Source organism: Diaphorobacter sp. J5-51 (assembly GCF_001023515.1).
Classification (GTDB): Bacteria; Pseudomonadota; Gammaproteobacteria; order Burkholderiales; family Burkholderiaceae_C; genus Diaphorobacter; species Diaphorobacter nitroreducens.
Genome location: NZ_JSYI01000140.1, coordinates 39720 through 63067, shown reverse-complemented (window position 1 = coordinate 63067; position 23348 = coordinate 39720). Strand labels below are relative to the sequence as shown.

Genomic DNA, 23348 nt, shown 5'->3' with positions numbered 1-23348 from the left:
GCGCGGTTTTGCGGCGCCTGGGTAGGACTTGCGCCCCTTTGCGCGTCGTCATGCGCCACCGCGCGGGACGGGGCTGCCCAGCCTGTAAGCGCATGCAACAGCCGCGTGGCGCATGGAGCGCTTTGATACGCTCGGCCAAAGCACTGCAGGGGGGATCTCTTGAATACATGGATACGGTGGGTTGCCGCGGGTTGCGCACTGCTGGCGGGCGGCGCGCAGGCGCTGCAGGTGAGCAGCTTTTCGCCCCAGGGCGAGGTGGCGCAGGTGCGCCAGGTGGTGGCGCGGTTTGACGCGGCCGCCGTGCGCTTTGGCGACCCACAGGCGCCGGCTCCCTTCACGGTGCAGTGCAGCGACGCCGATGCGGCCAAGGGCACGGGCCGCTGGACGGGCGAGCGCGAATGGGTGTTCGACTTCGCGCGCGACCTGCCGCCGGGCGTGCGCTGCACGGCCACCGCCAGGTCGGGGTTCAAATCGGCCTCTGGCGCAGAGCTGTCGGGCGCGAGAAGCTATCAGTTCAATAGTGGCGGCCCGTTTGTCCAGCGCATCCTGCCCGGCACCTACCAGTCCATCGACGAGGAGCAGGTGTTCGTGCTGCAGCTGAACGGCGCGGCCACGCAGGACAGCCTGCGCAGCCATGCCTGGTGTGCGCTGGACGGCGTGGGCGAGCGCGTGCCTGTGCGCCTGGTCGAAGGTGCGCAGCGCGGCGACATCCTCAAGGCCCTGGGGCTGGACAAGCGCGCCGCGCAGGCGCCGCTGCAATACGCCACGCTGGCATGCAACCGCCGCCTGACCTCGGGCACGCGCATGCAGCTCGTCTTCGGCAAGGGCGTGGCCACGCCCAGCGGCGTGGCGAACACGGTGGAAAGGCGCTTTGCCTTCCAGGTGCGCGAGCCCTTTGCCGTGGAGTTCCAGTGCGAGCGCGAGAACGCCCAGGCCGCGTGCCTGCCGATCCGCCCCATGGTGCTGTCGTTCAACGCACCCGTGTCGCGCAAGGTGGCGGCGGGCATACGGCTGAAGTCCAGCTACGAAACGCTGCTGCCGCGCTTTGAGGGCGAAGGGGAGGGCACGGCCGCGCAGCCGGGCGACGCGCTGGTGAACGCCGTGCGCTTCGGCGTGCCGCTGGCCGAGAGCACGTCCTTCACGGTGGAGCTGCCGGCGGACTTTCGCGATGCCGCGGGGCGCGCGCCGCGCAATGCGGCGAGTTTCCCGCTCAAGGTGGCCACGGGCGGCATGCCGCCGCTGGCCAAGTTTGCGGCGGCGCCTTTTGGCATCGTCGAGCGCTTTGCCGAAGGTCCGGCCGAGGACCACCCGCCCGCGCTGCTGCCCGTGACGCTGCGCAAGGTGGAGCCCGCGCTGCGCGTGCAGGGCCTGCAACCTGCGTCTTCCCCCGAGGCTCCGGCAGGCCGGGTGCGCACGCTGCAGCCCGGTGGCGATGCGGAGATCATCGCCTGGATGCGCAAGGTGCGCCGCTACCACGGCGCGCTGGTGGAGCGTGGGCAGGCCCGCCGGGACGGCGTGAGCACACTGCCCCAGCCGCTGCAGGGGCAGGAGAACAAGGAGTACGTGCAGACCCGCATGCTGTCGCTGCTGGCCGGCCAGAGCGGCGCCAAGGCGCTGGAGCTGCCCCGCGCCGCAGCAGCGGACCCGCGGCCGTTCGAGGTCGTGGGCATACCGCTGGCGCCAGGTTTCCATGTGGTGGAGGTGGCGTCGCAGGCGCTGGGCGGCGCGCTGCTGGACGAGCGCCACGGTGCCGGCCGCACCATGTATGTGCGCACGGCGGCGCTGGTCACCAACCTGGGTGTGCATTTCAAGCTGGGCCGCGAGAACGCGCTGGCCTGGGTGACCACGCTGGACAAGGGGCAGCCCGTGCCGGGCGCGAGCGTGCGCGTGTCCGATTGCCGGGGCCGCCTGCTGGCCCAGGCGCAGACCGATGCGCAGGGTATTGCGCGCTTTGACGGACTGTCGCCCGAGCCGCCGCGCTGCGGCGACGCAGACGGCTACGACGGCTACGGCGATGGCTCGCAGGCCTACTTCGTGAGCGCGCGCCACCGCGGCGCGGACGGGGTGGAGGATCTGGCCTTTGCCTGGAGCGACTGGCAGCGCGGCATCGAGCCCTGGCGCTTCAACCTGCCCACCAGCAGCGACCCGCGCCCGGATACCGTGGCCCACACCATCTTCGACCGCACGCTGCTGCGCGCGGGCGAGACCGTGTCCATGAAGCACGTGCTGCGTCTGCAGAACCGCCAGGGCTTTGCGCTGCCGCAGGAGCGGCCGTCGGAACTGGCGATCACCCACGTCGGCAGCGGCCAGCAGTTCACCCAGCCGCTGCAGTGGCGCAAGACGGGCACGGGCGGCCTGTCGGCCACCAGCGAGTTCGCGGTGCCGCCGGCGGCCAAGCTGGGCCTGTACCAGGTGGAGCTGCGCGGCGCTGACGTCAATGGGGGCGAGCGCTCGTTCGATTCCGGGAGCTTCCGCGTGGAGGAGTTCCGCCTGCCGGTGCTGGAAGGGCGTATCGCGCCCGCGGACAGCAAGCCGCTGGTGCGCGTGCGCTCGGTGCCGGCCGACGTGCGGGTGGGCTACGTGTCTGGCGGCCCTGCCGGCCAGTTGCCGGTGCGGGTGTCGGCCATGGTGCGCGGCAAGTTCCTGCAGTTCGGCGACTTCGACGCCTTCAGCTTCCAGCCGCCCCGCAAGCGCGGCGCGCAGGCGGGCGATGACGACGAGGAGCCCGCGGCGCGGCAGGACACGCGCGTGGTGGCCGACAAGCTGGCGCTCACGCTGGACAAGAGCGGCGCGGGCCGCGTGACCATCGAAGAACTGCCCCCGGCCCGCCAGGCGCAGGACCTGGTGCTGGAGGCCACCTATGCCGACCCCAATGGCGAGGTGCAGACGGTGCGCAGCACGCACACGCTGTGGCCGGCCGCCGTGGTGGCTGGCGTGAAGACCGAGGGCTGGGCATCGGCTGCGAGCCGCGTGCGCTTCCAGGCGCTGGCGCTGTCGCTGCAGGGCCAGCCCCAGGCCGGAGTGCCACTGGCCGTGCAGGCCATCGCGCATGTCACCACCACCAGCCGCAAGCGCATGGTGGGGGGCTTCTACAGCTACGACAACAAGACCGAGACCAAGGACCTGGGCACCGTGTGCACCGGCAAAAGCGACAGCCGCGGCCTGCTGCTGTGCGACGCCAAGCTGGACGAGCCCGGCGAGGTGGAGCTGGTGGTCACCGCGCGCGACAAGGACGGCAACGAGGCCCAGGCTGCGTCCTCCGTCTGGGTCACGCGGCGCGGCGAGCTGTGGTTTGGCGGCGAGGACCATGACCGCATCGACGTGCTGCCCGAGAAGAAGAGCTACCAGCCCGGCGAGACCGCGCGGCTGCAGGTGCGCATGCCGTTTCGCCATGCCACGGCGCTGGTCAGCGTGGAACGCGAGGGCATCATCGACACGCGCGTGGTGCAGCTCAATGGCCAGGACCCCACGGTGCAGGTCCAGATCGGGCAGGACTGGAGCCCCAACGTCTACGTGAGCGTGCTGGCCCTGCGCGGGCGCCTGCGCGAGGTGCCCTGGTACAGCTTCTTCACCTGGGGCTTCAAGGCGCCGCGCGAATGGTGGAACGCCTTCTGGTACGAGGGCCGCGAGTACGTCGCCCCCACGGCCATGGTGGACCTGTCCAAGCCCGCCTACCGGCTGGGCGTGGCCGAGCTGCGTGTGGGCCATGCCGCGCACCAGATCGCGGTGCAGGTCAAGGCCGACAAGGACAGCTACCCGGTGCGCGGCAAGGCGCAGGTCACCATCACCGCCACGCTGCCGGACGGCAAGCCCGCCGCCGGCGCCGAGGTGGCGCTGGCCGCCGTGGACCAGGCGCTGCTGGAGCTGATGCCCAACACCAGCTGGAACCTGCTGGAGGCCATGCGGCAGCGCCGGGCGTGGGGCGTGGAGACTTCCACCGCGCAGATGGAGATCATCGGCCGGCGCCACTACGGCAAAAAGGCCGTGCCCGCGGGCGGCGGCGGCGGCCACACGGCCACGCGCGAGCTGCTGGACACGCTGCTGCTGTGGCGCCCCGCCATCGTGCTGGATGCCAACGGCCAGGCGCAGGTGACGGTGCCGCTCAACGATGCGCTCACCACCTTCAGGGTGGTGGCGGTGGCGGATGCGGGAACGGGCCTGTTCGGCACCGGCGCCACGAGCATCCGCGCCACGCAGGACCTGCAGATCATCAGCGGCCTGCCACCGCTGGTGCGCGAGGAGGACCAGTTCCGCGCGCAGCTCACGCTGCGCAATACCACCCGCGCGGCGATGAAGGTCGAGGTCACGCCGCGCGCCACACTGCTGCAGCTGGACAGGCAGACCGTGGACATTCCCGCGGGTGAGTCGCGCGAGGTGGCGTGGACCGTCACCGCGCCCGCGCAGCTGGCCCAGACGCGCGCCCAGGCGCTGCTGTGGGAGATCGAGGCGCGCGATACGGTGAGCGGCGCACGCGATGCGCTCAAGGTGACCCAGCGGCTGGTACCCGCCGTGCCGCTGGCTGTGCAGCAGGCCACGCTGGTGCAGCTGGACGGCAGCTTCCAGACCGAGGCAGCGCCGCCCGCGGGTGCGCTGCAGGGGCGCGGCGGCCTCAAGCTGGCGCTGCAGCCCCGGCTGGCCGAAGGCCTGCCCGGCGTGCGCGACTGGTGGGCCAACTACCCGTTCGTATGCCTGGAGCAAAAGGCCAGCAAGGCCATCGGCCTGCGTGATGCCGCGCTGTGGCGCAGCGTGGCGGCGCAGCTGCCCACCTATCTGGACGGCGACGGACTGGCCTACTACTTCCCGCCGAGCGAAGGCAGTGCGAACCGGGGCAGCGACACGCTCACCGCCTACCTGCTGGCCGCCACGCACGAAGCGGCCGCGCTGTACCCCGAGTTCACGCTGCCTGTTGAAGTGCGCGAGGCCATGGAGCGTGGGCTGACGGCCTTCGTGGAAGGGCGCATCCAGCGCGACTTCTGGAGCCCGCGCAAAGACCTGGACCTGCGCAAGCTGGCGGCCATCGAGGCGCTGTCGCGCACGGGCCATGCCCCGGCGCGGCTGCTGGAGAGCATCACCATCGCGCCCAACCAGTGGCCCACGCATGCGGTGATCGACTGGATCAACGTGCTCAAGCGGGTGCAGGGCGTGCCGCAGCGCGAGCAGCGCCTGGCCGAGGCGATGCAGATCCTCAAGGGCCGCCTGTCCTACCAGGGCACCAAGCTGCTGTTCAGCACCGAGCAGCACGACTACTGGTGGTGGCTGATGCAGAACGGCGACGTGAACACCGCGCGCCTGATGCTGGCCGTGCTGGACGACCCCGCGTGGAAGGACGACATGGGGCGCCTGGCCAGCGGCTTCATCGCGCGCCAGCAGGGCGGCGCATGGCACACCACCACGGCCAACCTGTGGGGCGGGCTGGCGCTGGAGAAGTTCAGCGCCCGCTTCGAGTCCACGCCGGTGGCCGGTACCACCCGCGCCACGCTGGGCGGCCACAGCGCCAGCGTGGACTGGGCCAAGGTGGGGCCGGCCAAGGCCAGCGACGCCGCGGGCGCCGCGCACCAGACCCGCTGGTTCGGCGCGCCCGCGGCGCCCGGCATGCTCAAGAACAACGGCATGTTCCTGCCGTGGGGCATGGGCGCCGGCGCGGCGCAGCCGCTCGTGGTCACGCACCAGGGGCCGGGCAAGCCGTGGCTCACGCTGCAGTCGGTGGCGGCCGTGCCGCGCCAGCAGCCGTTCAGCGCGGGCTACACCCTCAAGCGCACGGTCACGCCGGTTGAGCAGGCCGACAAGGCACTGCCCGCGGGCAGCTACTCGCGCGGCGACGTGCTGCGCGTGACGCTGGAGGTGACCGGTACGGCCGACATGACCTGGGTGGCGATCACCGATCCCATCCCCGCAGGGGCGACCATCCTGGGCAGCGGCCTGGGGCGCGACTCCGAAATCGCCACGCAGGGCGAAAAGCGCGAGGGCCGGGGCTGGCCCGCGTTCGAGGAGCGCGGCTTCGAGTCCTTCCGCAGCTACTACGAGTACCTGCCCAAGGGCACGGTGACGATGCAGTACACCGTGCGCCTGAACAATGCGGGCGACTTTGCGCTGCCACCCAGCCGCGTCGAGGCACTGTACGCGCCCGAGATGTTCGGCGAGGCACCGAATGCGCGGGTGAAAGTGGTGCAGCGCCCGTGACTATTCAATGCATAGCTGCTGGCGTTTGATGGACGGGCGTTAGGGATGTCCTGAACAACTCGGATTCATGAGTGCTACAGGGCCAGTGTTTTCAGATAGTGCGATTGATGCCGTCTAGCCTGCGTCTTCGCACCACTTTTCACGCCCTTTCGGGCCATCTGCACCGCTTTCGCGGCCCTTTGCCAGTTGGCAGGCGCACTCATCCCTGCGCCCCCAGCAATTGGTGGCGCACCATCCACAGGTTGGACAGCGCAAACAGCGTCTTGAGCTGCAGCGTGTTCTTCTTCAATCCCCGGTAGCGCACCTTGGTGTATCCAAACTGTCGTTTGATCACCCTGAAGGGATGCTCCACCTTGGCACGGATGCTCGCCTTGATCTTCTCCACTTGGTCTATCAGCGCGTCAACCGGGTTGTTCTCTTTGTCCAGTTCTTTGCGCTTTCCCGGGCGCATCGCGATGTGCCATGTGACGCCCTCTTTGGCATCTGGGCGCTTGTGCACGCCTTGATAGCCCGCGTCACCAAACCCATCCGTCTCCTGCCCGTGCAGCAAGCTGTTGCCTTCTACAACGTCGGCCACGTTGCCCGAGGTGCCGATGACGGTGTGCACCAGTCCTGAGTCCGCATCCACGCCGATATGGGCCTTCATGCCAAAGTGCCATTCATTGCCCTTTTGGCTGGAGTGCATCTCTGGATCGCGCTTTCTGTCCTTGTTCTTGGTAGAGCTGGGCGCTGCAATCAAGGTAGCGTCTACCGCAGTACCCGCCTTGAGCAGCAAGCCCTGGGCTGCCAACAGTTCGTTGACGGTGGCCAGAATCTGCTCGGCCAGCTTGTGCTTCTCCAGCCGGTGGCGAAACCTCAAAATGGTGCTCTCATCGGGCATTCGTCCATGGGCATCAAGGCCTGCAAACTCCCGGTAGATCGGCGTGTCAAAGAAGGCTTCTTCCATCGCCAGATCCGACAGGGTGAACCACTGCTGCATGCAGTGAATGCGCAGCATAGTTTCCAAGGCAAAGGGTGGGCGGCCGTTCTTGCCTTCGGGGTAATACGGCGCAATGACTTCAACCAGTGCAGCCCAGGGAACCACCCGATCCATCTGGGCCAGCAGTTCCTGCTTGCGGGTCTTCTTGGTACTCAGGTTCAGGTCAAGGCTGCTTTGCCTCATGCCTGTGAGCATGCCATGACTGAGCTGCACCTATCAGGCTGATGGCGAGGTTTTGCAGGATTTCCTTAGCGGCAGTTTTGGTGCAGCACCGCCACGGACCGATCGACGGGCCGTGGCGGGTGCGCGGGTGGCCCGCCGCGGCATGCGGGTGCGTAACGCCAGCGTCACAAGCGGTCCCTACACTGCCGCGATGTCACTGATCGAACTTGATGCGGTTGCCAAGTCCTGGGGGAGCACCACGGCATTGCAGTCCATGAACCTGCGCATTGAGCCCGGTTCTTTCTGCGTGCTGCTGGGACCCTCGGGCTGCGGCAAATCGACCACGCTGCGCATCATTGCGGGGCTGGAGTCACCCACATCGGGCAGCGTGCGCATCGACGGGCAGGACGTCACGCAGCTGCCGCCGGCGCGGCGTGGCATCGCGATGGTGTTTCAGAACTATGCGCTGTTTCCGCACCTGAGCGTGGCGCAGAATATCGGCTTTGGACTGGCGGTGCGCAAGGTGCCCAAGGCCGAGGCCGCGCAGCGCGTGGCGCAAGCCGCCGAGCTGCTGGGCCTGGCCCCGCTGCTGGAGCGCCGGCCCGCCCAGTTGTCCGGCGGGCAGCAGCAGCGCGTGGCGCTGGGCCGCGCCCTGGTGGCCCAGGCCCGCGTGTGCCTGATGGACGAGCCGCTGTCCAACCTGGATGCGCAATTGCGCCAGGAGATGCGCACCGAGCTGCGTGAGCTGCAGCAGCGCCTGGGCCTCACCGTGGTGTACGTGACGCACGACCAGGCCGAGGCCATGAGCATGGCCGACCAGGTGGTGCTGCTGCATCAGGGGCGTGTGGAGCAGTGCGCGCCGCCGCGCGATGTGTACGCCGCGCCCGCTTCCACCTTTGCCGCGCGCTTCATCGGCACGCCTGCCATGAACCTGGTGCGCCTGGAACAGGGCCGCATCGCGGGCACCGATATCGCCGTGGGTCGCACGCAGGCGCACTGGCTCGGCCTGCGTCCCGAGGCCGTGGCCCTGGACGATGGCAGCGGTGGGTCGAGCGGCGTGGCCGCCTCCGTGCACAGCCAGGAATACCTGGGCGCGGATGCCGTGTTGCGCTGCGCTATCGGCACCGAATTCATCACCGTGCGCGCGCCGGGGCAGCACGCCCCCGCAGCCGACGGCCAGGGTGTGCGCCTGCGGTGGTGCGGGCACGACCAGCATTTCTTTGACGCCCAGGGCCAGCGCCTGGCGGCTTGAGCCACTTCTTACGCAGCCTGCGCCGCATGCGCGTGCACGGCGCTGCCTTTCGTTTCCTCTCCCCACTCTTTCCAGACCTCAGGAGCTTTCGCAATGCAACGCAAGATGTTTTTGAAGACCTTGGCTGCGCCCGCCCTCGCGGCCATGGCGCTGTGTGCCGTTACCGCCCATGCGCAGGCCCCGGTGGAGGTGCCGTTCTATTACCCCGTGGCCGTGGGCGGCCCCATCACCAAGGTGATCGACGGCTACGCGGCCGATTTCAACAAGGCGCATCCGCAGTACAAGGTGGTGCCCATCTATGCCGGCACGTACCAGGAGACCATCGTCAAGGCGCTCACCGCGCACAAGTCCGGCAAGGCGCCGGCCACTTCGGTGCTGCTGTCCACCGATATGTTCACGCTGATCGACGAGGACGCCATCGCCCCCATCGACGACTTCGTGAAGACCGACGCCGATCGTGCCTGGCTCAAGGGCTTCTACCCGGCCTTCATGGCCAACAGCCAGACGGGCGGCAAGACCTGGGGCGTGCCGTTCCAGCGCTCCACCGTGGTCATGTACTACAACAAGGACGCGTTCAAGGAAGCCGGCCTGGACCCCCACAAGGCACCCCAGAATTGGAAGGAGCTGAAGGAAGCCGCGCACAAGCTCACCAAGAAGGATGCCAGCGGCAACGTGACGCAGTACGGCATCCAGATCCCGTCCACCGGCTTTGCCTACTGGATGCTGCAGACGCTGACCACGCCCAACGACGTGCTGCTGGCCAACGGGGCCGGCACCCAGGTCACCTTCGACCACCCCAAGGTCATCGAGGCGCTGGACTTCTGGGTCAACCTGGCCAAGGAAGGCGTGCACCCCAAGGGCGTGGTGGAGTGGGGCACGACGCCCAAGGACTTCTTCGAGAAGAAGGCCGCGATCATCATCACGACCACGGGCAACCTGACCAACGTGAAGAACAACGCCAAGTTCGACTTCGGCGTGGCCCAGATTGCCGGCAACCTGCGCAAGGGCTCGCCCACGGGCGGCGGCAACTTCTACATCTTCAAGAAGGCGCCACAAGAGCAGCAGCAGGCCGCGTTCGAGTTCGCCAAGTGGATCACCCAGCCCGAGCGCGCCGCGCAGTGGAGCATGGACAGCGGCTACGTGGCCGTGTCGCAGGCCGCCTATGACACACCCGCACTCAAGAAGTACGGCCAGGACTTCCCGCCCGCGCTGGTGGCGCGCGACCAACTGCCGGTATCGGTGGCCGAGTTCTCCACGCACGACAACCAGCGCGTGACCAAGGTGCTCAACGACGCCATCCAGGCCGCGCTGAACGGCACCAAGACCTCGGCGCAAGCGATGAAGGACGCTCAGCGCGAGGCCGACCGCATTCTGCGCAGCTACAAGTAAGGGTGGGCCTCCCATGCCGGTGATGCGCAGCACGCCGGATGCGGGCAGCAGTCAGCGTGCTGTGCACGCCTGGCTGCTGCTGCTTCCGGCCCTGGTCCTGTTGGTGGCCTTCACGCACTGGCCCACGCTGGCCACGCTGATCGACAGCTTCCATTCCACGCCCCGCGGCGGCCGTGCGGGGGTGTGGGTGGGGCTGGAGAACTATGCGGCCATGGTGGACGACCCCGTGTTCTGGCAGGCCGTGCGCAACAACCTGTGGTTCGCTGGCGCGACCATTCCGCTGTCCATCGGCTTGGCGCTGATCATGGCGCTGTGGGTGAATGAACGCATGGTGGGGCGCACCTGGGTGCGCATGGCGTACTTCACGCCCACCGTGCTGCCGATGATCGCCGTGGCCAACATCTGGCTGTTCTTCTACACGCCGCAGTACGGGCTGCTGGAGCAGATCACCATCCTGCTCGGTCTGCCATCGCGCAACTGGCTGGGCGACCCGGCCACGGCGCTGGCCTGCGTCACCGTGGTGGCGGTGTGGAAGGAGGCGGGCTTCTTCATGATCTTTTACCTGGCCGCGCTGCAGACGCTGAACCCCAGCCTGAAGGAGGCCGCGGCCATCGAGGGCGCCTCGCGCTGGTACTTCTTTCGCCGCGTGCAGTGGCCGCTGCTCATGCCCACCACGCTGTTCGTGCTGGTGAATGCGGTCATCAACGCCTTCCGGCTGGTGGACCATCTCTTCATTCTCACGCGGGGCGGGCCGGACAACGCGTCCACCCTGCTGCTGTACCACCTGTACGAAGTGGGCTTCAAGTTCTGGGATACGGGCTACGCCGCGGCGCTCACGGTGGTGCTGGTGGCGGTGCTGGCCGGCGTGGCGCTGGTGCAGTTCTTCGTGTTCGACAAACGGGTGCATTACCAGTGAAACAACCCCCGGAGCGGCTGCGCCACTACCCCCTTCTCTCACGCCTTCTCTCACGCTGCGCGTGGGAAGGAGGACGCCGCCCGTGCGGCGGGGCGGCCCTTGCACGGCGGCCCTGGCGTGTGTGGCGCCCATTTCATGCCCCAGGAGGGCGCGACGCGCCATGAAAACCAATACGCTGTACCAGGTCACCCTGCTGGACACCCTGGCCGCCTGGGCGCTGGCCCTGCTGTGGCTGCTGCCGCTGGCCTATGCGGTGTGGACGGCCTTTCACCCCGCGGAGTACGCCACGCGCTTCGACCTGCTGGCGCCGTGGACGCTGGACAACTTCCGCCGCGCCTGGGAGGCCGCGCCGTTTGCGCGCTATTTCTTCAACACCACCGTGCTGGTGGCGATGATCCTGGCCGCGCAGCTGGTGCTGTCCACGCTGGCGGCCTACGCCTTCGCGCGCTACCGGTTTCGCGGCCAGAACCTGGCCTTTGCGCTGGTGCTGGTGCAGCTCATGGTCATGCCGGACATCCTGCTGGTCGAGAACTACAAGACCATGGGCCGCCTGGGGCTGGTGGATTCGCTGGTGGCCATCGGGCTGCCGTACTTCGCCTCGGCGTTTGCCATCTTCCTGCTGCGCCAGACCTTCATGGGCATTCCCAAGGAGCTGGACGAAGCCGCGCGCGTGGAGGGTGCCAGCGCCCTGCAGATCCTGTGGCGCGTATACGTGCCGCTGGCGCGGCCGGTGTACACCGCCTTTGCGCTGGTGTCGGTGAGCTTTCACTGGAACAACTTTCTGTGGCCGCTCATCATCACCAACAGCGTGGAATCCCGCCCGCTCACCGTGGGGCTGCAGGTGTTCTCGTCGGTGGAGCAGGGCGTGGAATGGTCGCTCATCACCGCGGCCACGCTGATGTCCACCGCGCCGCTGCTCATCGGGTTCATACTCTTTCAGCGCCAGTTCGTGCAAAGCTTCATGCGCGCGGGCATCAAGTAGCGATTCAAACCAAATCAGCCTCCAGCGCTCGTGTAGCAAGCGCGAGCAGCTCTGTTTTCAGGAGTAAACCATGCAGCTCGTCACCTGGAACACCCAGTGGTGCCGCGGCCTGGACGGCCGCGTGGACCCCGCGCGCATCGTGCAATACGCATTGGCGCTGGGCGACGTGGATGTGCTGTGCCTGCAGGAGATCGCGGTGAACTACCCCGGCTTGCGCGGTGCGCCCGGCGACCAGGTGGCGCAGGTGCAGTCCGCGCTGCCCGCAGGCTGGCAGGTGTTCTTTGGCGCGGCGGTGGACGAGTGGACCGCCGCGGGCCGCCAGCGCTTTGGCAACCTGATCGCCACGCGCCTGCCCGTGCTGCAGCTGCAGCACCACCCGCTGCCATACCCGCCCGATGCCGGCGTGCGCAGCATGCCGCGCCTGTGCAGCGTGCTCACCGTGCAGGACCCCGCGCTGGGCCCGGTGCGCGTGATGACCACGCACCTGGAGTACTACTCCAAGCCCCAGCGCATGGCGCAGGCGCTGGCGCTGCGTGCGCTGCACCTGCAGGCCTGCGCGCAGGCTGCGCAGCCGCCGCAGGGCCTGGCCGACGGCTCGCCGTTCCAGCCCAAGGCGCACACGCCCCATGCCGTGCTGTGCGGCGACTTCAACCTGCAGGCGCACGAGCCTGAATACGCCGTGCTGGCCGCTGCGCTGGCGGACGAGGAGGGCGCGACCGCGGGTCAGGCAGGCCAGCCCCCGTTGTGGGATGCATGGCGACTGCTGCACCCCGGCGCGCCGCAGCCGCCCACGTTTTGCGTGTTCGACCAGACCTATGCGCCGCAGCCGCTGGCCTGTGACTTCATCTGGGTCAGTGATTCGCTGAGGAGCCGGGTGCGCGCGGTGCGGGTCGATGGCGTGACGCAGGCATCAGACCACCAGCCCGTGCTGCTGGAGCTGCAATGAGTGGCCGCGCGGTCAGGCTGGCTGTGATGCGGCGGGCTGCTGCTGTGCAGGCGCCTCGCCGGCCGAAGGCGGCTCCCACTCGGCCCAGTCGGGGCCGAACAGCTCCGCCGGATGCTGGCTGCGTTCCGATCCGTTGCCGCACTGCATGGCATCGGCGGCGCAGTAGCGGTCGCAGCCCCAGCACGTGCGCTCGGGATGCGCGGGGTTCAGCGGAAACTTCTTGGCCATGGGGCAGGGGAGGGTGTCGAAGGGGGAATGCAGCCACTGTCGTCACCCGATCCCAGTGGGGTTTTGATGTACATCAAGCCATTTCCGCGCGGGGCAGCTCGTACGATGCAGCCCTTTGGATGAATCACCCCGCCTGAACACGCCATGGGACTGCTGCAAACCGCCAAGCAATGGGCGCGTGCGCTCAAGCGCGACGTGCTCGTCGTCTACCTGGCTGCGCGCGACCCGCGTACCCCCTGGGCGCTGCGCCTGCTGGCGCTCGCCGTGGCCGCCTATGCGCTGAGCCCCATCGACCTGGTGCCCGATTTCATTCCCGTGCTGGGCTATCTGGACGACCTGCTCATCGTGCCCCTGGGCCTGGCCCTGGTACTGCGCCTGCTGCCGCCGCCGGTGCTGCTGGCCGCGCGCGAGCGTGCCGCGCGCATGCTGGCGCGCCCGCGCAGCTGGCTGGCCGCGGCGCTCATCATCATGCTGTGGGTGCTGCTGGCTGTGCTGCTCTTCGCCTGGTGGCGTGGTCGGTAAGGCCGCGGCAGCGGTGGCGTGTGCGGCTGCGACTATGCTCGGCAGTTGTCCCTCTTCTTCGTCTGAAAGCCTTTGCACATGCTGATGGGTCTAGCCGCCAACCGTTTGCACCACCATACCGAAGACGGTGCGCTGTTCGCCTTCCTGCGCGCCTGCGAGGCGGGCATACGCGAACTGCGGCTGGGCCTGCACACCGTGGGCCGCACCCATGATGCGATCGCCGCCGCCGGCATGCTGCAGGGCTACCGGCCGCTGGTGCGCTACCCCTATGGGCGTGAGGGCGGGCTGATGAAGCTCGTGGCCGAGGTGGTGGGCATGCCCGAGCCGGGCCGCACGCTGGACGGCGCCATCTACCTCATCGACCCGGTGGACCCGTCGTCCATCTTCCCGGAGGCGCTGGCGCTCAAGCGCCAGTGCGTGATCCACGGCAAGCCGTTCCTGTCCACGGTGGCCAGCGCGCGCGACTGGGTGGAGATGGAGCGTATGCACGCGGGCCTGCCGGCCGACCGCAACGCCGACCGCTTCCATGACTACGGCGCGCAGACGCTGGCATTGATCGCGCACGATGCGATGAAGTCCGCCATGCTGGACTTTGCGGCGCGCAACTTCGAGCTGCTCTCGCGCTTTCGCCAGCGCGTGGCCACGGGCACCACGGGCCAGCGCCTGAACGAACTGGCCTGGGCGCGCGGCTGGCCCGCCGATACGCCCTGGGTGCAGCGCTTCAACAGCGGCCCGCTGGGCGGCGACGCGCAGATTGCCGACTGGGTGCTGCAGCGGCGCTGCCACCGCGCCATCTTCTTCGAGGACCCGCACGTGGCGCGCCAGCACGAGGCCGACATCCAGCTGCTGGAGCGCGCCGTGACCACCGCCACGCACGACGCGGTATGCACCACCTCGCCGCAGGTGGCGCAGCGCTGGTGCGATGCAGCCGCGCTGCGCGCCACGCGGTGATGCGCCTGTGAGGTGGCGACGCGCCCTCGCGGCGGCGTGTCTGGCGCTGGCCAGCACCGTCAGCCTGGCGCTGCCCACGTTCGATGAGGTGCGCGCCAGTTTCCGCTCGTCCGAGACCCTGGTGCTTTCGCGCGAGGGCGAGGTGCTGCAGCGCCTGCGTACCGACGCCACCGTGCGCCGCGGCCAGTGGGTGGGCCTGGCCGATGTGTCGCCCGCGCTGCGCCAGGCGCTGGTGCTGAGCGAGGACCGGCGCTTTTACGAGCACAGCGGCGTGGACTGGGCCGCGGTGTCGGCCGCCGCCTGGGGCAACCTGTGGAACCAGCGCACGCGCGGCGCCAGCACGTTGACCATGCAGTTGGCGGGGCTGCTCGACGGCCCGGATGCCGATTTCTTGCGCCAGGGCCCCGGTGGGCGCAGCGTGCCGCAGAAGCTGGGGCAGGCCGTGGCCGCGCAGGTGCTGGACCGACGCTGGCGCAAGGACCAGATCCTGGAGGCGTACCTGAACCTGGTGCCGTTTCGCGGGGAGATCGTGGGCATCGACGCGCTGGCGCGCACGCTGTTCGGCAAAGCCGCGCACGGCCTGGACGAGCGCGAGGCCGCCGTGGCCGCGGCCCTGGTGCGCGCGCCCAATGCGCGGCCCGCATTGGTGGCCCGGCGCGCCTGCGGCGTGCTGCGCGACATGCAACGGGCGGGCCACAGCGGCGCGCGGGGTACCGATTGCGACGCGCTGGATCTGTTCACCACCGCCGCGCTGCAGCGCCGTGCCTTCGACGCCAGCGAGGGGATTGCGCCGCACTTCGCACGCCAGCTGCTGCGCCAGGCTGGGCGCACGCAGGAGCGCGTGTCGCAAGATGGTGCATCGCGGGATGGCACTGCCGCGCAGCGCGTGCGCTCCACGCTCAGCGCGCCGCTGCAGCGCATGGCGGTGGACACGCTCACGCGCCACCTGCGCGAGCTGCGCGGGCGCAACGTGGAAGACGCCGCGCTGGTGGTGCTGGACAACGCCACGGGCGAGGTGCTGGCCTGGGTGGGCTCGTCCGGCCCCTTGAGCCAGGCGGCCGAGGTGGATGGCGTGCTGGCCCTGCGCCAGCCTGGCTCCACGCTCAAGCCCTTCCTGTACGCGCAGGCGATTGCCGAGCGGCGGCTCACGGCCGCCTCGCTGGTGCACGATTCGCCCGCGCACATCGCCACCGCGGGCGGGCTGTACATCCCGCAGAACTACGACCGCCAGTTCAAGGGCTGGGTGTCCGCGCGCACCGCGCTGGCCGCCTCGCTGAACGTGCCGGCGGTGCGTACGCTGGTGATGGTGACGCCCGACGCCTTCTTCGAGCAACTGCGGCGCCTGGGCCTGCCGCTTCCGGAGTCGGGCGGCTACTACGGTTACAGCCTGGCGCTGGGCAGCAGCGAGGTGCCGCTGCTGCACCTGACCAATGCCTACCGTGCGCTGGCCAACGGCGGGCGCCGGAGCCCCGTGGCCTATGCGCCTGCGCAGCGCCCGGCGTTCACGCCGGCGCTGGATGCCGGCGCGGCCTTCATCGTGGGGGACATCCTGTCGGATGCCAACGCGCGCGTGCGCACTTTCGGCACCGACAGCGTGCTGGCCACGCGCTTCTGGACGGCGGTGAAAACCGGCACCAGCAAGGACATGCGCGACAACTGGGCCGTGGGCTGGTCGCAGCGCTACACCGTGGGCGTGTGGGTGGGCAACGCCAGCGGCGCCGCCATGCATGACGTGAGCGGCACCAGCGGCGCAGCACCCATCTGGGCCGAGGTCATGGGCTGGCTGCACCGCAGCACGCCCAGCCGCGCGCCGCGCCCGCCACAGGGCCTGGTGCGGCAGGCGGTGCGCTTCGGGCCGGGCGACGGCGGCCAGCCGCTGGAGGGCGCGCGGCAGGAGTGGTTCATGGGCGGCACGCAGCAAGCGTTATTTGCTATCGAAAGTGAAGCTGGTGGCGCAAGCGAGACGGGCGTTACAGGCACAAATGATGCAAGTCCTGAGGCGGTAGCGGCGCGCATCCTGGCGCCGGCGTCGGGCACCGTGGTGGCGCTGGACCCGGACATTCCGCCCGCGCACCAGCGCCTGCAATTCACGGCGGGCGGTGTGGGCCGCGCGGCGGTGCGCTGGCGCATCGACGGGCGGATGGCCGGCAGCGGCGCGCAGTGGGCATGGCTGCCTTGGCCGGGCCGCCACCGCGTGGAGCTGGTGGACGCCCAGGGCAAGGTACTGGACCAGGTGCAGATCGAGGTGCGCGGCGCGGGCGTGCGCGCGCGGCGCTGACGCAGCGGCACGTGCGAGCCCGGTGCCTGGTGCCCGCGCCCGCGCCCGCGCTGCAAAATTTTCACAGTGCGCTCAAATCCTTCAAGCACGCGGCGCCGGGCTGGGACTACGATCCACGCTTTTCCGTCAACGCACTCACCAAGAGCCTGCCGGACTGGGAAGGCGCCGGCCATTCGCTGGCGCTCCAGGCGCGGCACGCTCGCACAGCCCGAGGGATTTGCCGTGGCCGACCTGTCCAAAATCACCTGCATCGAAGACCTGCGCGTGGTCGCTGAACGCCGCGTGCCGCGCATGTTCTATGACTACGCCGACTCGGGCGCCTGGACCGAGGGCACCTACCGCGCCAACGAAGACGATTTCCACCCCATCAAGCTGCGCCAGCGCGTGGCGGTGAACATGGAAGGGCGTACCACGGCCACCACGCTGGTGGGGCAGCAGGCCAAGATGCCCGTGTGCATCGCGCCCGTGGGCCTCACGGGCATGCAGCATGCCGACGGCGAGATCCACGCCGCGCGCGCGGCCGAGAAGTTCGGCATTCCGTTCACGCTGTCCACGATGAGCATCTGCTCCATCGAGGACATTGCCGAGAACACCAGCGCGCCGTTCTGGTTCCAGCTGTACATGATGCGCGACCGCGATGCCATGGCCCGCATGATCCAGCGCGCCAAGGACGCCAAGTGCAGCGCCCTGGTGCTCACACTGGACCTGCAGGTGATCGGCCAGCGCCACAAGGACATCAAGAACGGCCTGACCGCGCCGCCGAAGCCCACGCTGGCCAACATCCTCAACCTCATGACCAAGCCCCAGTGGTGCTTGGGGCTGGCCGGCACGCGCCGGCGCACCTTCCGCAATCTGGTGGGGCATGTGAAGGGCGTGTCGGACATGAGTTCGCTCGCCGCCTGGACCAACGAGCAGTTCGACCCGCGCCTGTCCTGGGCCGACGTGGCCTGGGTGAAGGAGCAGTGGGGCGGCAAGCTGATCCTCAAGGGCATCATGGTCGAGGAGGACGCGCGCCTGGCCGTGCAGCACGGCGCCGACGCCATCGTGGTCAGCAACCACGGCGGGCGCCAGCTGGACGGCGCGCCGTCCGCCATCCATGCGCTGCCAGCCATCGTGGATGCCGTGGGCTCGCAGACCGAGGTGTGGATGGACGGCGGCATCCGCAGCGGCCAGGACGTGCTCAAGGCCTGGGCGCTGGGCGCGCGCGGCACCATGATCGGCCGCGCCATGGTGTATGGCCTGGGCGCATTCGGCGAGGCGGGCGTGACCAAGGCGCTGCAGATCCTCCACAAGGAGCTGGACGTGACCATGGCCTTCTGCGGCCACACCAACATCCAGAACGTGGACCGCTCCATCCTCGTGCCCGGCACCTATCCCACCGCGCCGCAGAGCTGACGCGCACTATTGTTTTAATAGCTGCTGGCGCTTGGTAGATAAGCGCTGGCGGCCGATTTGGCTTCGGGTATTCAGGATGGCCATCGCCATGGGCTGAGGCGCCCCTCGCCAATCGCAGGGGCTGCGCGGCGATGGCGCTGGCTATGCTCGGCGGCGCATGACCTCCTCCCTGACCGCCGTTGCACCCTGGCTCTGGGTGCCCGTGGTGCTGTTTGCCGCGCTGGCGCAGACCGTGCGCAACACCGCGCAGCGCTCCCTGACCGCCGAGCTGGGCACGCTGCCCGCCACGCTGGTGCGCTTTCTCTACGGCCTGCCGTTTGCCGGCGTGTGGCTGGCGTTGCTGTACGCCTGGCCCGCGCAGCCGCCGGCCGTGCCGCATTTCAGCGCCGCCTACCTGGGCTGGATCGCGCTGGGCGCGTTCTTCCAGATCGCGGGCACGGCCTTCCTGCTGCTGGCCATGGCCGAGCGCAACTTCGCCGTGGCCGTGACCCTGTCCAAGACCGAGGTGCTGCAGGTGGCGCTGTTCGCCAGCGTGTTCCTGCACGAACTGCCCACGCCGCTCGCGCTGCTGGCGATGGTGGTGGCCACGCTGGGCGTGCTGCTGCTGTCGCTGCCCCCGCGCGGACAGCTGCTGTCGCCTGCAGCCTGGCTGAGCCGCCCGGCCCTCTATGGCCTGGCCTGCGGCGCCAGCTTTGCGATCGCCTCGGTGGGTTTTCGCGGCGGGGCGCTGGCGCTGGGGGCCGAGACGCCGTGGCTGTCGGGCGCCTGGGGCGTGCTGATCGCGCAGACGCTGCAGACGCTGGGCCTGGGCGCCTGGGTGGCGCTCAAGACCGAGCGGGGCCTGGCGCCGCTGTGGCCGGCGTGGCGCATGTCGCTGGTGGCGGGCAGCATGGGTGCGGCCGCGTCGCTGGCGTGGTTCACCGCCTACGCCATGCAGACCACGGGCGCCGTGCGCACGCTGGGCATGGTAGAGGTGGTGTTCAGCTACCTGGTGTCGCGCCGCCTGTTCAGCGAGTCCTTCACGCGGCCCGAGAAGATCGGCATGGCGTTGATGCTGGTGGGGTTGGTGCTGATCTGCCTGCAGGGCGTGTGAAGAGAAACACCCCCTGAGTCGCTTCGCGCCTTCCCCCCGCTCTCGCATTGCCGCGCAATGCGGGCAGGGGGACGCCACCAGCGCGGCGGGGCGGCCCTTGCGCGGTGGCCCACGCCGGGGGGCGCGCCAGTTTCCTAGGCGGCACGACTCGCGCAGCGCGCGACAATTGCGGCCGTGACCGCTACTGCCTCTGATCGCCGCATCGCCCACCTCGACATGGATGCGTTCTACGCCTCCGTCGAACTGCTGCGTTACCCGCAGCTCAAGGGGCTGCCCGTGGTGATCGGCGGCGGCCGCCGTCCGCAGGACGAAGCGCTGGCCGCTGCCTACGCCGGGCGGCCGGGGGATATCCCGGTGGCGGCGTTTCCGCTGCTGAAGGAATACGCGGGCCGCGGTGTGATCACCACCGCCACCTATGCGGCGCGCCAGTTCGGCGTGGGCTCGGCCATGGGGCTGATGAAGGCCGCGCGCCTGTGTCCGCAGGCCGTGCTGCTGCCGGTGGACTTTGCTGCCTACCGTCGCTACTCCAGGCTTTTCAAAGAGGTAATCCTCTCCATCGCGCCGGTCATGGAAGACCGCGGCGTGGACGAGGTGTACATCGACTTTACGCGAGTAGCGGGCGGCCAGCGCGACGGCGGGCGGGTGCTGGCGCGGCTGATCCAGAAGAGCATCTTCGACGCCACGGGGCTGACCTGCTCGATCGGCGTGGCGCCCAACAAGCTCATCGCCAAGATGGCGAGCGAGTTCAACAAGCCCAATGGCATCTCCATCGTGCAGCCAGGCGACCTGCAGCCCCTGATCTGGCCGCTGGACTGCCGCAAGATCAACGGCGTGGGCCCCAAGGCCGAGGCCAGGCTGCTCGCCCACGGCATCCGCACCATTGGCGAACTGGCCCAGCGGCCGCTGCCGTGGCTGATGCAGCAGTTCGGGCGTTCCTACGGTGCCTGGCTGCACGACGCCGCCTGGGGGCGCGACGAGCGCGCGGTGGTGACCGAGAGCGAGCCCGTCTCCATGAGCCGCGAAACCACCTTTGAGCGCGACCTGCACGCGGTGCACGACCGGGCAGAACTGGGCCGCATCTTCACCGCACTGTGCGAGCAGGTGGCGGGGGACCTGCAGCGCAAGGGCTACGCGGGCCGCACCATCGGCATCAAGCTGCGCTACGACGACTTCAAGATCGCCACCCGCGACCAGACGGTGGCGGACTTCACCCAGGACGCGGCCACCATCCGCCGCGTGGCGGGCCTGTGCCTCAAACGCGTGCCCTTGACCAAGCGCCTGCGCCTGCTGGGCGTGCGCGTGGGCAACCTGCTGCCCCAGGCAGCCGTTGCCCAGCAGGCGGCGGGTTGGGGCGAAAGCGCGCCGTTGTTCTGATCGGGGCGGGATGTCGCACCATGTTGGTGCGAATTTGCTTGACGTAAATCTAGGGGGTAATTCATAAAAGTTACACTCGTTTACTCACAGTCCTGACGGCCCCGCATAGAGGCCGTTCGTCCTTTCAGAGGTTCTGCATGCGTGTGAACGTCCCGGTCACGGGCCGCGGGTATGACTATCCCGCCGGTGAGTTGCTGGTGTCTCTCACCAATACCCGGGGTGAAATCACCCACTGCAATCCCGCGTTCGCACGGGTGAGCGGCTATTCCCATGAAGAACTCATGGGCCAGCCGCACAACCTCGTCCGCCATCCCGACATGCCCCCGGCGGCCTTCAAGGACCTGTGGTCCACCATCGGCCGCGGCAAGCCCTGGACGGGGCTGGTCAAGAACCGCCGCAAGAACGGCGACCACTACTGGGTGCGCGCCAACGTGGTGCCGGTGCTGGAACGCGGCAAGCCCGTGGGCTACATGTCGGTGCGGGTGAAGCCATCGGCCGACGAGGTGGCCGCGGCCGACGCTCTGTATGCGCGCATGCGCGCCGAGGCACAGTCCGGCCGCGTCTCGCTGGTGCTGCGCGAGGGCGAGTTGCTGCACGCCGGCCCACGCGGCTGGGTGGAGCGCCTGGTACGCCTGGGCCTTACGGCACACATGGCCCTTACGTTGGCGGTGCTGTCCTTCGCCGTACTGTTGCCCGACGTGCTGGGCCTTGCGGGCTGGGCGGCCGTGGCGTGGCGGGCTGCCGCGCTGGGGCTGGGCGCGGGCGTCATGCTGAACTACTTTCACCGCCACTTCTCGACCGCGCTGGAGGAGGCCGAGCGGTTTGCCGGCGACATCGCGGGCTGCAACCTGGCCACCACGGCGCGCACCGACTATTCGGCGTCGCTGGGAGCGCTCATGCGCCGTCTGGTGCAGATCCAGATCAACCTGCGCGCCGTGGTGGGCGATGTGCGCACCGAAGTGCAGGGCTTTTCTTCCGCCGCCACGCAGGTGGCGCAGGGCGGACGCGAACTGTCGGCGCGCACCGAAGCGCAGGCCGGCAGCCTGCAGCAGACTGCAGCCGCCATGGAGGAACTGGCCAGCACCGTGGCCCACACGGCGGATGCGGCGGCGCAGATGGCGAGCGAGAGCGAGCGCAATATGGCCGTGGCCAGCCGCGGCGGCGCCGCCATCGCCGAGGTGGCGCAGTCCATGGAGCACATCCGCCGCTCGTCGGCGCGCATGGGCGAGATCATCGGCGTGATCGAGAGCATTGCCTTCCAGACCAACCTGCTGGCGCTCAACGCCGCGGTGGAAGCCGCGCGCGCGGGCGAGCAGGGCCGCGGCTTTGCCGTGGTGGCGGGCGAGGTGCGCGCGCTGGCGCAGCGCAGTGCCACCGCCGCCAAGGAGATCAGCGGCCTGATCGGCCAGACGGTGGATGGCATCGCCGATGGCAACCGGCGCATGGCGCAGGCGGGCCGCACCATCGAGGAGATGGTGGACGCGGTGCGGCGCGTGAGCACCCAGGTGCAGGAGATCACGACCGCCACGCGCGAGCAGTCCGAAGGCATCGGCCAGGTGAACGAGGCCATCGTCCAGCTCGACAGCGTGACGCAGCAGAACGCCGCGTTGGTGGAGGAGTCGGCCGCCGCGGCCCAGGCGCTGCGCGCAGGCGTGACTTCGTTGGGCCGCAGCGTGGATGTGTTCCGCCTGGGCTGACGGGCCGTCCAGCGCGTGGCGCTTTCGGTGAAAAGGCACGCGCGGCCACCGGCTGCATGGGGCGGTGCCGGGCCCTGTGCTGCTACGGGCGCGCGGCTGCCATGCGATTGCCGCTTTATTGCCGCGCGGTGCGCACGTTGCGCTGCAGCTGCTGCGGGTGGCTGGTGCGCAGGGGGTTGATGTCCAGGCCGCCGCGGCGTGTGTAGCGCGCGTACACGGCCAGCTTGATGGGGCGGCAGCGCGTCCAGATGTCCATGAAGATGCGCTCCACGCACTGCTCGTGGAATTCGTTGTGGTTGCGAAAGCTCACCAGGTACTGCAACAGGCCGGCCTGGTCGATCTGCGCGCCGCTGTAGGTGATCTGCACGCTGCCCCAGTCGGGCTGGCCGGTCACCAGGCAGTTGCTCTTGAGCAGGTGGCTCACCAGCGTCTCGGTCACCGGGGCCTCGTCATGGTGGGCGGCCAGCAGCTCGGGTGCGGGCTGGTAGCGCGTGCATTCCACGTCCAGGCGGTCCAGCAGCAGGCCGTCCAGCTCGTGGATGGGCTCGCGGTCGAAGGCCTCGGGCAGCAGCAGCGTCACGCCCACGGTGCCGGGATGCTCGGCGCCGCGCCACACGGCCTCGCTCACGTCGGCGCGGATGCGCGCACGCACTTCGGCCTCGCTGGCAAAGCGGGTGTTGTTGAAGCTGTTCAGGTACAGCTTGAACGACTTGCTCTCGACGATGTGGGGCGTCTCGCAGGGAACGGTGATGTGGGCGATGGCCACCTGCGGCTTGCCGCGCAGGTTGAGCCACGACAGCTCGAACGCCGTCCACAGGTCCGCGCCGAAGAAGGGGGCGTTGCCGTCGATACCGATCTCGGCGCGCTTGTCCGCGCGCGGGATGGGAAACAGCAGCGACGCGTCGTACTGGTCGGCATAGGCCGAGGCCTTGCCGAGCTGGGAGTGTTCCGGGGTGTTCATGGTGTGCTATGGATTGGATAGCTGCTAGCGCTTGTCGAATAAG

Annotated in this window: 16 protein-coding genes; 13 read left to right on the top strand and 3 right to left on the bottom strand. The window is 69.2% G+C overall.

Annotated features, from left to right (window positions below):
• Nucleotides 1-159 precede the first annotated feature (159 nt).
• Nucleotides 160-6180, top strand: a complete 6021-nt coding sequence (locus OX89_RS17585) for an MG2 domain-containing protein (protein WP_199856273.1) — start codon at nt 160-162, stop codon at nt 6178-6180.
• Between the two features lie 199 nt (nt 6181-6379).
• Here OX89_RS17585 and OX89_RS17580 read toward each other — a convergent pair whose 3' ends face one another.
• Nucleotides 6380-7342, bottom strand: a complete 963-nt coding sequence (locus OX89_RS17580; protein WP_047351583.1) for an IS5 family transposase — start codon at nt 7340-7342, stop codon at nt 6380-6382.
• A gap of 190 nt (nt 7343-7532) precedes the next feature.
• Between OX89_RS17580 and OX89_RS17575 the strand changes: the two genes are divergently transcribed.
• The 5 genes from OX89_RS17575 (at nt 7533) to OX89_RS17555 (ending at nt 12806) form a co-directional block, all read left to right on the top strand.
• Nucleotides 7533-8573, top strand: coding sequence for an ABC transporter ATP-binding protein (locus OX89_RS17575; protein WP_047351599.1), 1041 nt, complete (start codon nt 7533-7535; stop codon nt 8571-8573).
• 93 nt (nt 8574-8666) lie between these two features.
• Nucleotides 8667-9962 carry an ABC transporter substrate-binding protein gene (locus OX89_RS17570; protein WP_047351582.1) on the top strand — a complete coding sequence of 432 codons (1296 nt, stop codon included), beginning with the start codon at nt 8667-8669 and terminating at the stop codon, nt 9960-9962.
• Nucleotides 9963-9975: 13 nt separating this feature from the next.
• A complete protein-coding gene (locus tag OX89_RS17565) occupies nt 9976-10878 on the top strand; it encodes a carbohydrate ABC transporter permease (protein ID WP_047351581.1) in 903 nt (300 codons plus the stop codon).
• A 160-nt stretch (nt 10879-11038) separates the two neighbouring features.
• The gene (locus tag OX89_RS17560) at nt 11039-11860 is read left to right on the top strand and encodes a carbohydrate ABC transporter permease (RefSeq protein WP_047351580.1); all 822 of its coding nucleotides are present in this window, start codon (nt 11039-11041) and stop codon (nt 11858-11860) included.
• Between the two features lie 70 nt (nt 11861-11930).
• Complete coding sequence (locus tag OX89_RS17555) at nt 11931-12806, top strand: endonuclease/exonuclease/phosphatase family protein (RefSeq protein WP_047351579.1); 876 nt, start codon at nt 11931-11933, stop codon at nt 12804-12806.
• Nucleotides 12807-12818: 12 nt separating this feature from the next.
• On the opposite strand, the gene OX89_RS17550 is transcribed toward OX89_RS17555, so the two are convergent.
• Nucleotides 12819-13034, bottom strand: coding sequence for a DUF3079 domain-containing protein (locus OX89_RS17550; protein ID WP_011806421.1), 216 nt, complete (start codon nt 13032-13034; stop codon nt 12819-12821).
• A 144-nt stretch (nt 13035-13178) separates the two neighbouring features.
• Here OX89_RS17550 and OX89_RS17545 point away from each other — a divergent pair, with 144 nt between their 5' ends.
• The 7 genes from OX89_RS17545 to OX89_RS17515 all read left to right on the top strand — a co-directional run bounded on the left by OX89_RS17545 (nt 13179) and on the right by OX89_RS17515 (nt 22344).
• A complete protein-coding gene (locus OX89_RS17545; RefSeq protein WP_011806420.1) occupies nt 13179-13556 on the top strand; it encodes a YkvA family protein in 378 nt (125 codons plus the stop codon).
• Between the two features lie 78 nt (nt 13557-13634).
• Nucleotides 13635-14507, top strand: coding sequence for a methylglyoxal synthase (locus tag OX89_RS17540; protein WP_015913994.1), 873 nt, complete (start codon nt 13635-13637; stop codon nt 14505-14507).
• Complete coding sequence (gene pbpC / locus OX89_RS17535; RefSeq protein WP_047351578.1) at nt 14479-16785, top strand: penicillin-binding protein 1C; 2307 nt, start codon at nt 14479-14481, stop codon at nt 16783-16785. Before OX89_RS17540 ends, pbpC begins: the two co-directional genes overlap by 29 nt.
• A 222-nt stretch (nt 16786-17007) precedes the next feature.
• On the top strand, nt 17008-18180 hold the full coding sequence (locus tag OX89_RS17530) for an alpha-hydroxy acid oxidase (RefSeq protein WP_047351577.1): 1173 nt from the start codon (nt 17008-17010) through the stop codon (nt 18178-18180).
• A gap of 157 nt (nt 18181-18337) precedes the next feature.
• On the top strand, nt 18338-19273 hold the full coding sequence (locus OX89_RS17525) for a DMT family transporter (RefSeq protein ID WP_011806416.1): 936 nt from the start codon (nt 18338-18340) through the stop codon (nt 19271-19273).
• Nucleotides 19274-19489: 216 nt separating this feature from the next.
• Complete coding sequence (locus OX89_RS17520) at nt 19490-20647, top strand: DNA polymerase IV (protein WP_157497544.1); 1158 nt, start codon at nt 19490-19492, stop codon at nt 20645-20647.
• A gap of 137 nt (nt 20648-20784) precedes the next feature.
• Nucleotides 20785-22344: a PAS domain-containing methyl-accepting chemotaxis protein gene (locus tag OX89_RS17515; RefSeq protein ID WP_047351575.1), complete on the top strand. Its 1560-nt coding sequence runs from the start codon at nt 20785-20787 to the stop codon at nt 22342-22344.
• A 115-nt stretch (nt 22345-22459) separates the two neighbouring features.
• Here OX89_RS17515 and queF read toward each other — a convergent pair whose 3' ends face one another.
• A complete protein-coding gene (gene queF / locus OX89_RS17510; protein WP_011806413.1) occupies nt 22460-23305 on the bottom strand; it encodes an NADPH-dependent 7-cyano-7-deazaguanine reductase QueF in 846 nt (281 codons plus the stop codon).
• Nucleotides 23306-23348 lie beyond the last annotated feature (43 nt).

Excerpts from the sequence above, each read along its gene's own strand:
- OX89_RS17575 (WP_047351599.1), top strand. The coding sequence starts at position 7,533 with ATGTCACTGATCGAACTTGATGCGGTTGCCAAGTCCTGGGGGAGCACC.
- OX89_RS17570 (WP_047351582.1), top strand. The coding sequence starts at position 8,667 with ATGCAACGCAAGATGTTTTTGAAGACCTTGGCTGCGCCCGCCCTCGCG.
- OX89_RS17520 (WP_157497544.1), top strand. The coding sequence starts at position 19,490 with ATGGATGCGTTCTACGCCTCCGTCGAACTGCTGCGTTACCCGCAGCTC.
- OX89_RS17580 (WP_047351583.1), bottom strand. The coding sequence starts at position 7,342 with ATGAGGCAAAGCAGCCTTGACCTGAACCTGAGTACCAAGAAGACCCGC.
- OX89_RS17545 (WP_011806420.1), top strand. The coding sequence starts at position 13,179 with ATGGGACTGCTGCAAACCGCCAAGCAATGGGCGCGTGCGCTCAAGCGC.
- OX89_RS17540 (WP_015913994.1), top strand. The coding sequence starts at position 13,635 with ATGCTGATGGGTCTAGCCGCCAACCGTTTGCACCACCATACCGAAGAC.
- OX89_RS17555 (WP_047351579.1), top strand. The coding sequence starts at position 11,931 with ATGCAGCTCGTCACCTGGAACACCCAGTGGTGCCGCGGCCTGGACGGC.
- OX89_RS17565 (WP_047351581.1), top strand. The coding sequence starts at position 9,976 with ATGCCGGTGATGCGCAGCACGCCGGATGCGGGCAGCAGTCAGCGTGCT.
- OX89_RS17550 (WP_011806421.1), bottom strand. The coding sequence starts at position 13,034 with ATGGCCAAGAAGTTTCCGCTGAACCCCGCGCATCCCGAGCGCACGTGC.
- OX89_RS17515 (WP_047351575.1), top strand. The coding sequence starts at position 20,785 with ATGCGTGTGAACGTCCCGGTCACGGGCCGCGGGTATGACTATCCCGCC.
- OX89_RS17560 (WP_047351580.1), top strand. The coding sequence starts at position 11,039 with ATGAAAACCAATACGCTGTACCAGGTCACCCTGCTGGACACCCTGGCC.
- OX89_RS17525 (WP_011806416.1), top strand. The coding sequence starts at position 18,338 with ATGACCTCCTCCCTGACCGCCGTTGCACCCTGGCTCTGGGTGCCCGTG.
- queF (WP_011806413.1), bottom strand. The coding sequence starts at position 23,305 with ATGAACACCCCGGAACACTCCCAGCTCGGCAAGGCCTCGGCCTATGCC.
- pbpC (WP_047351578.1), top strand. The coding sequence starts at position 14,479 with ATGCAGCCGCGCTGCGCGCCACGCGGTGATGCGCCTGTGAGGTGGCGA.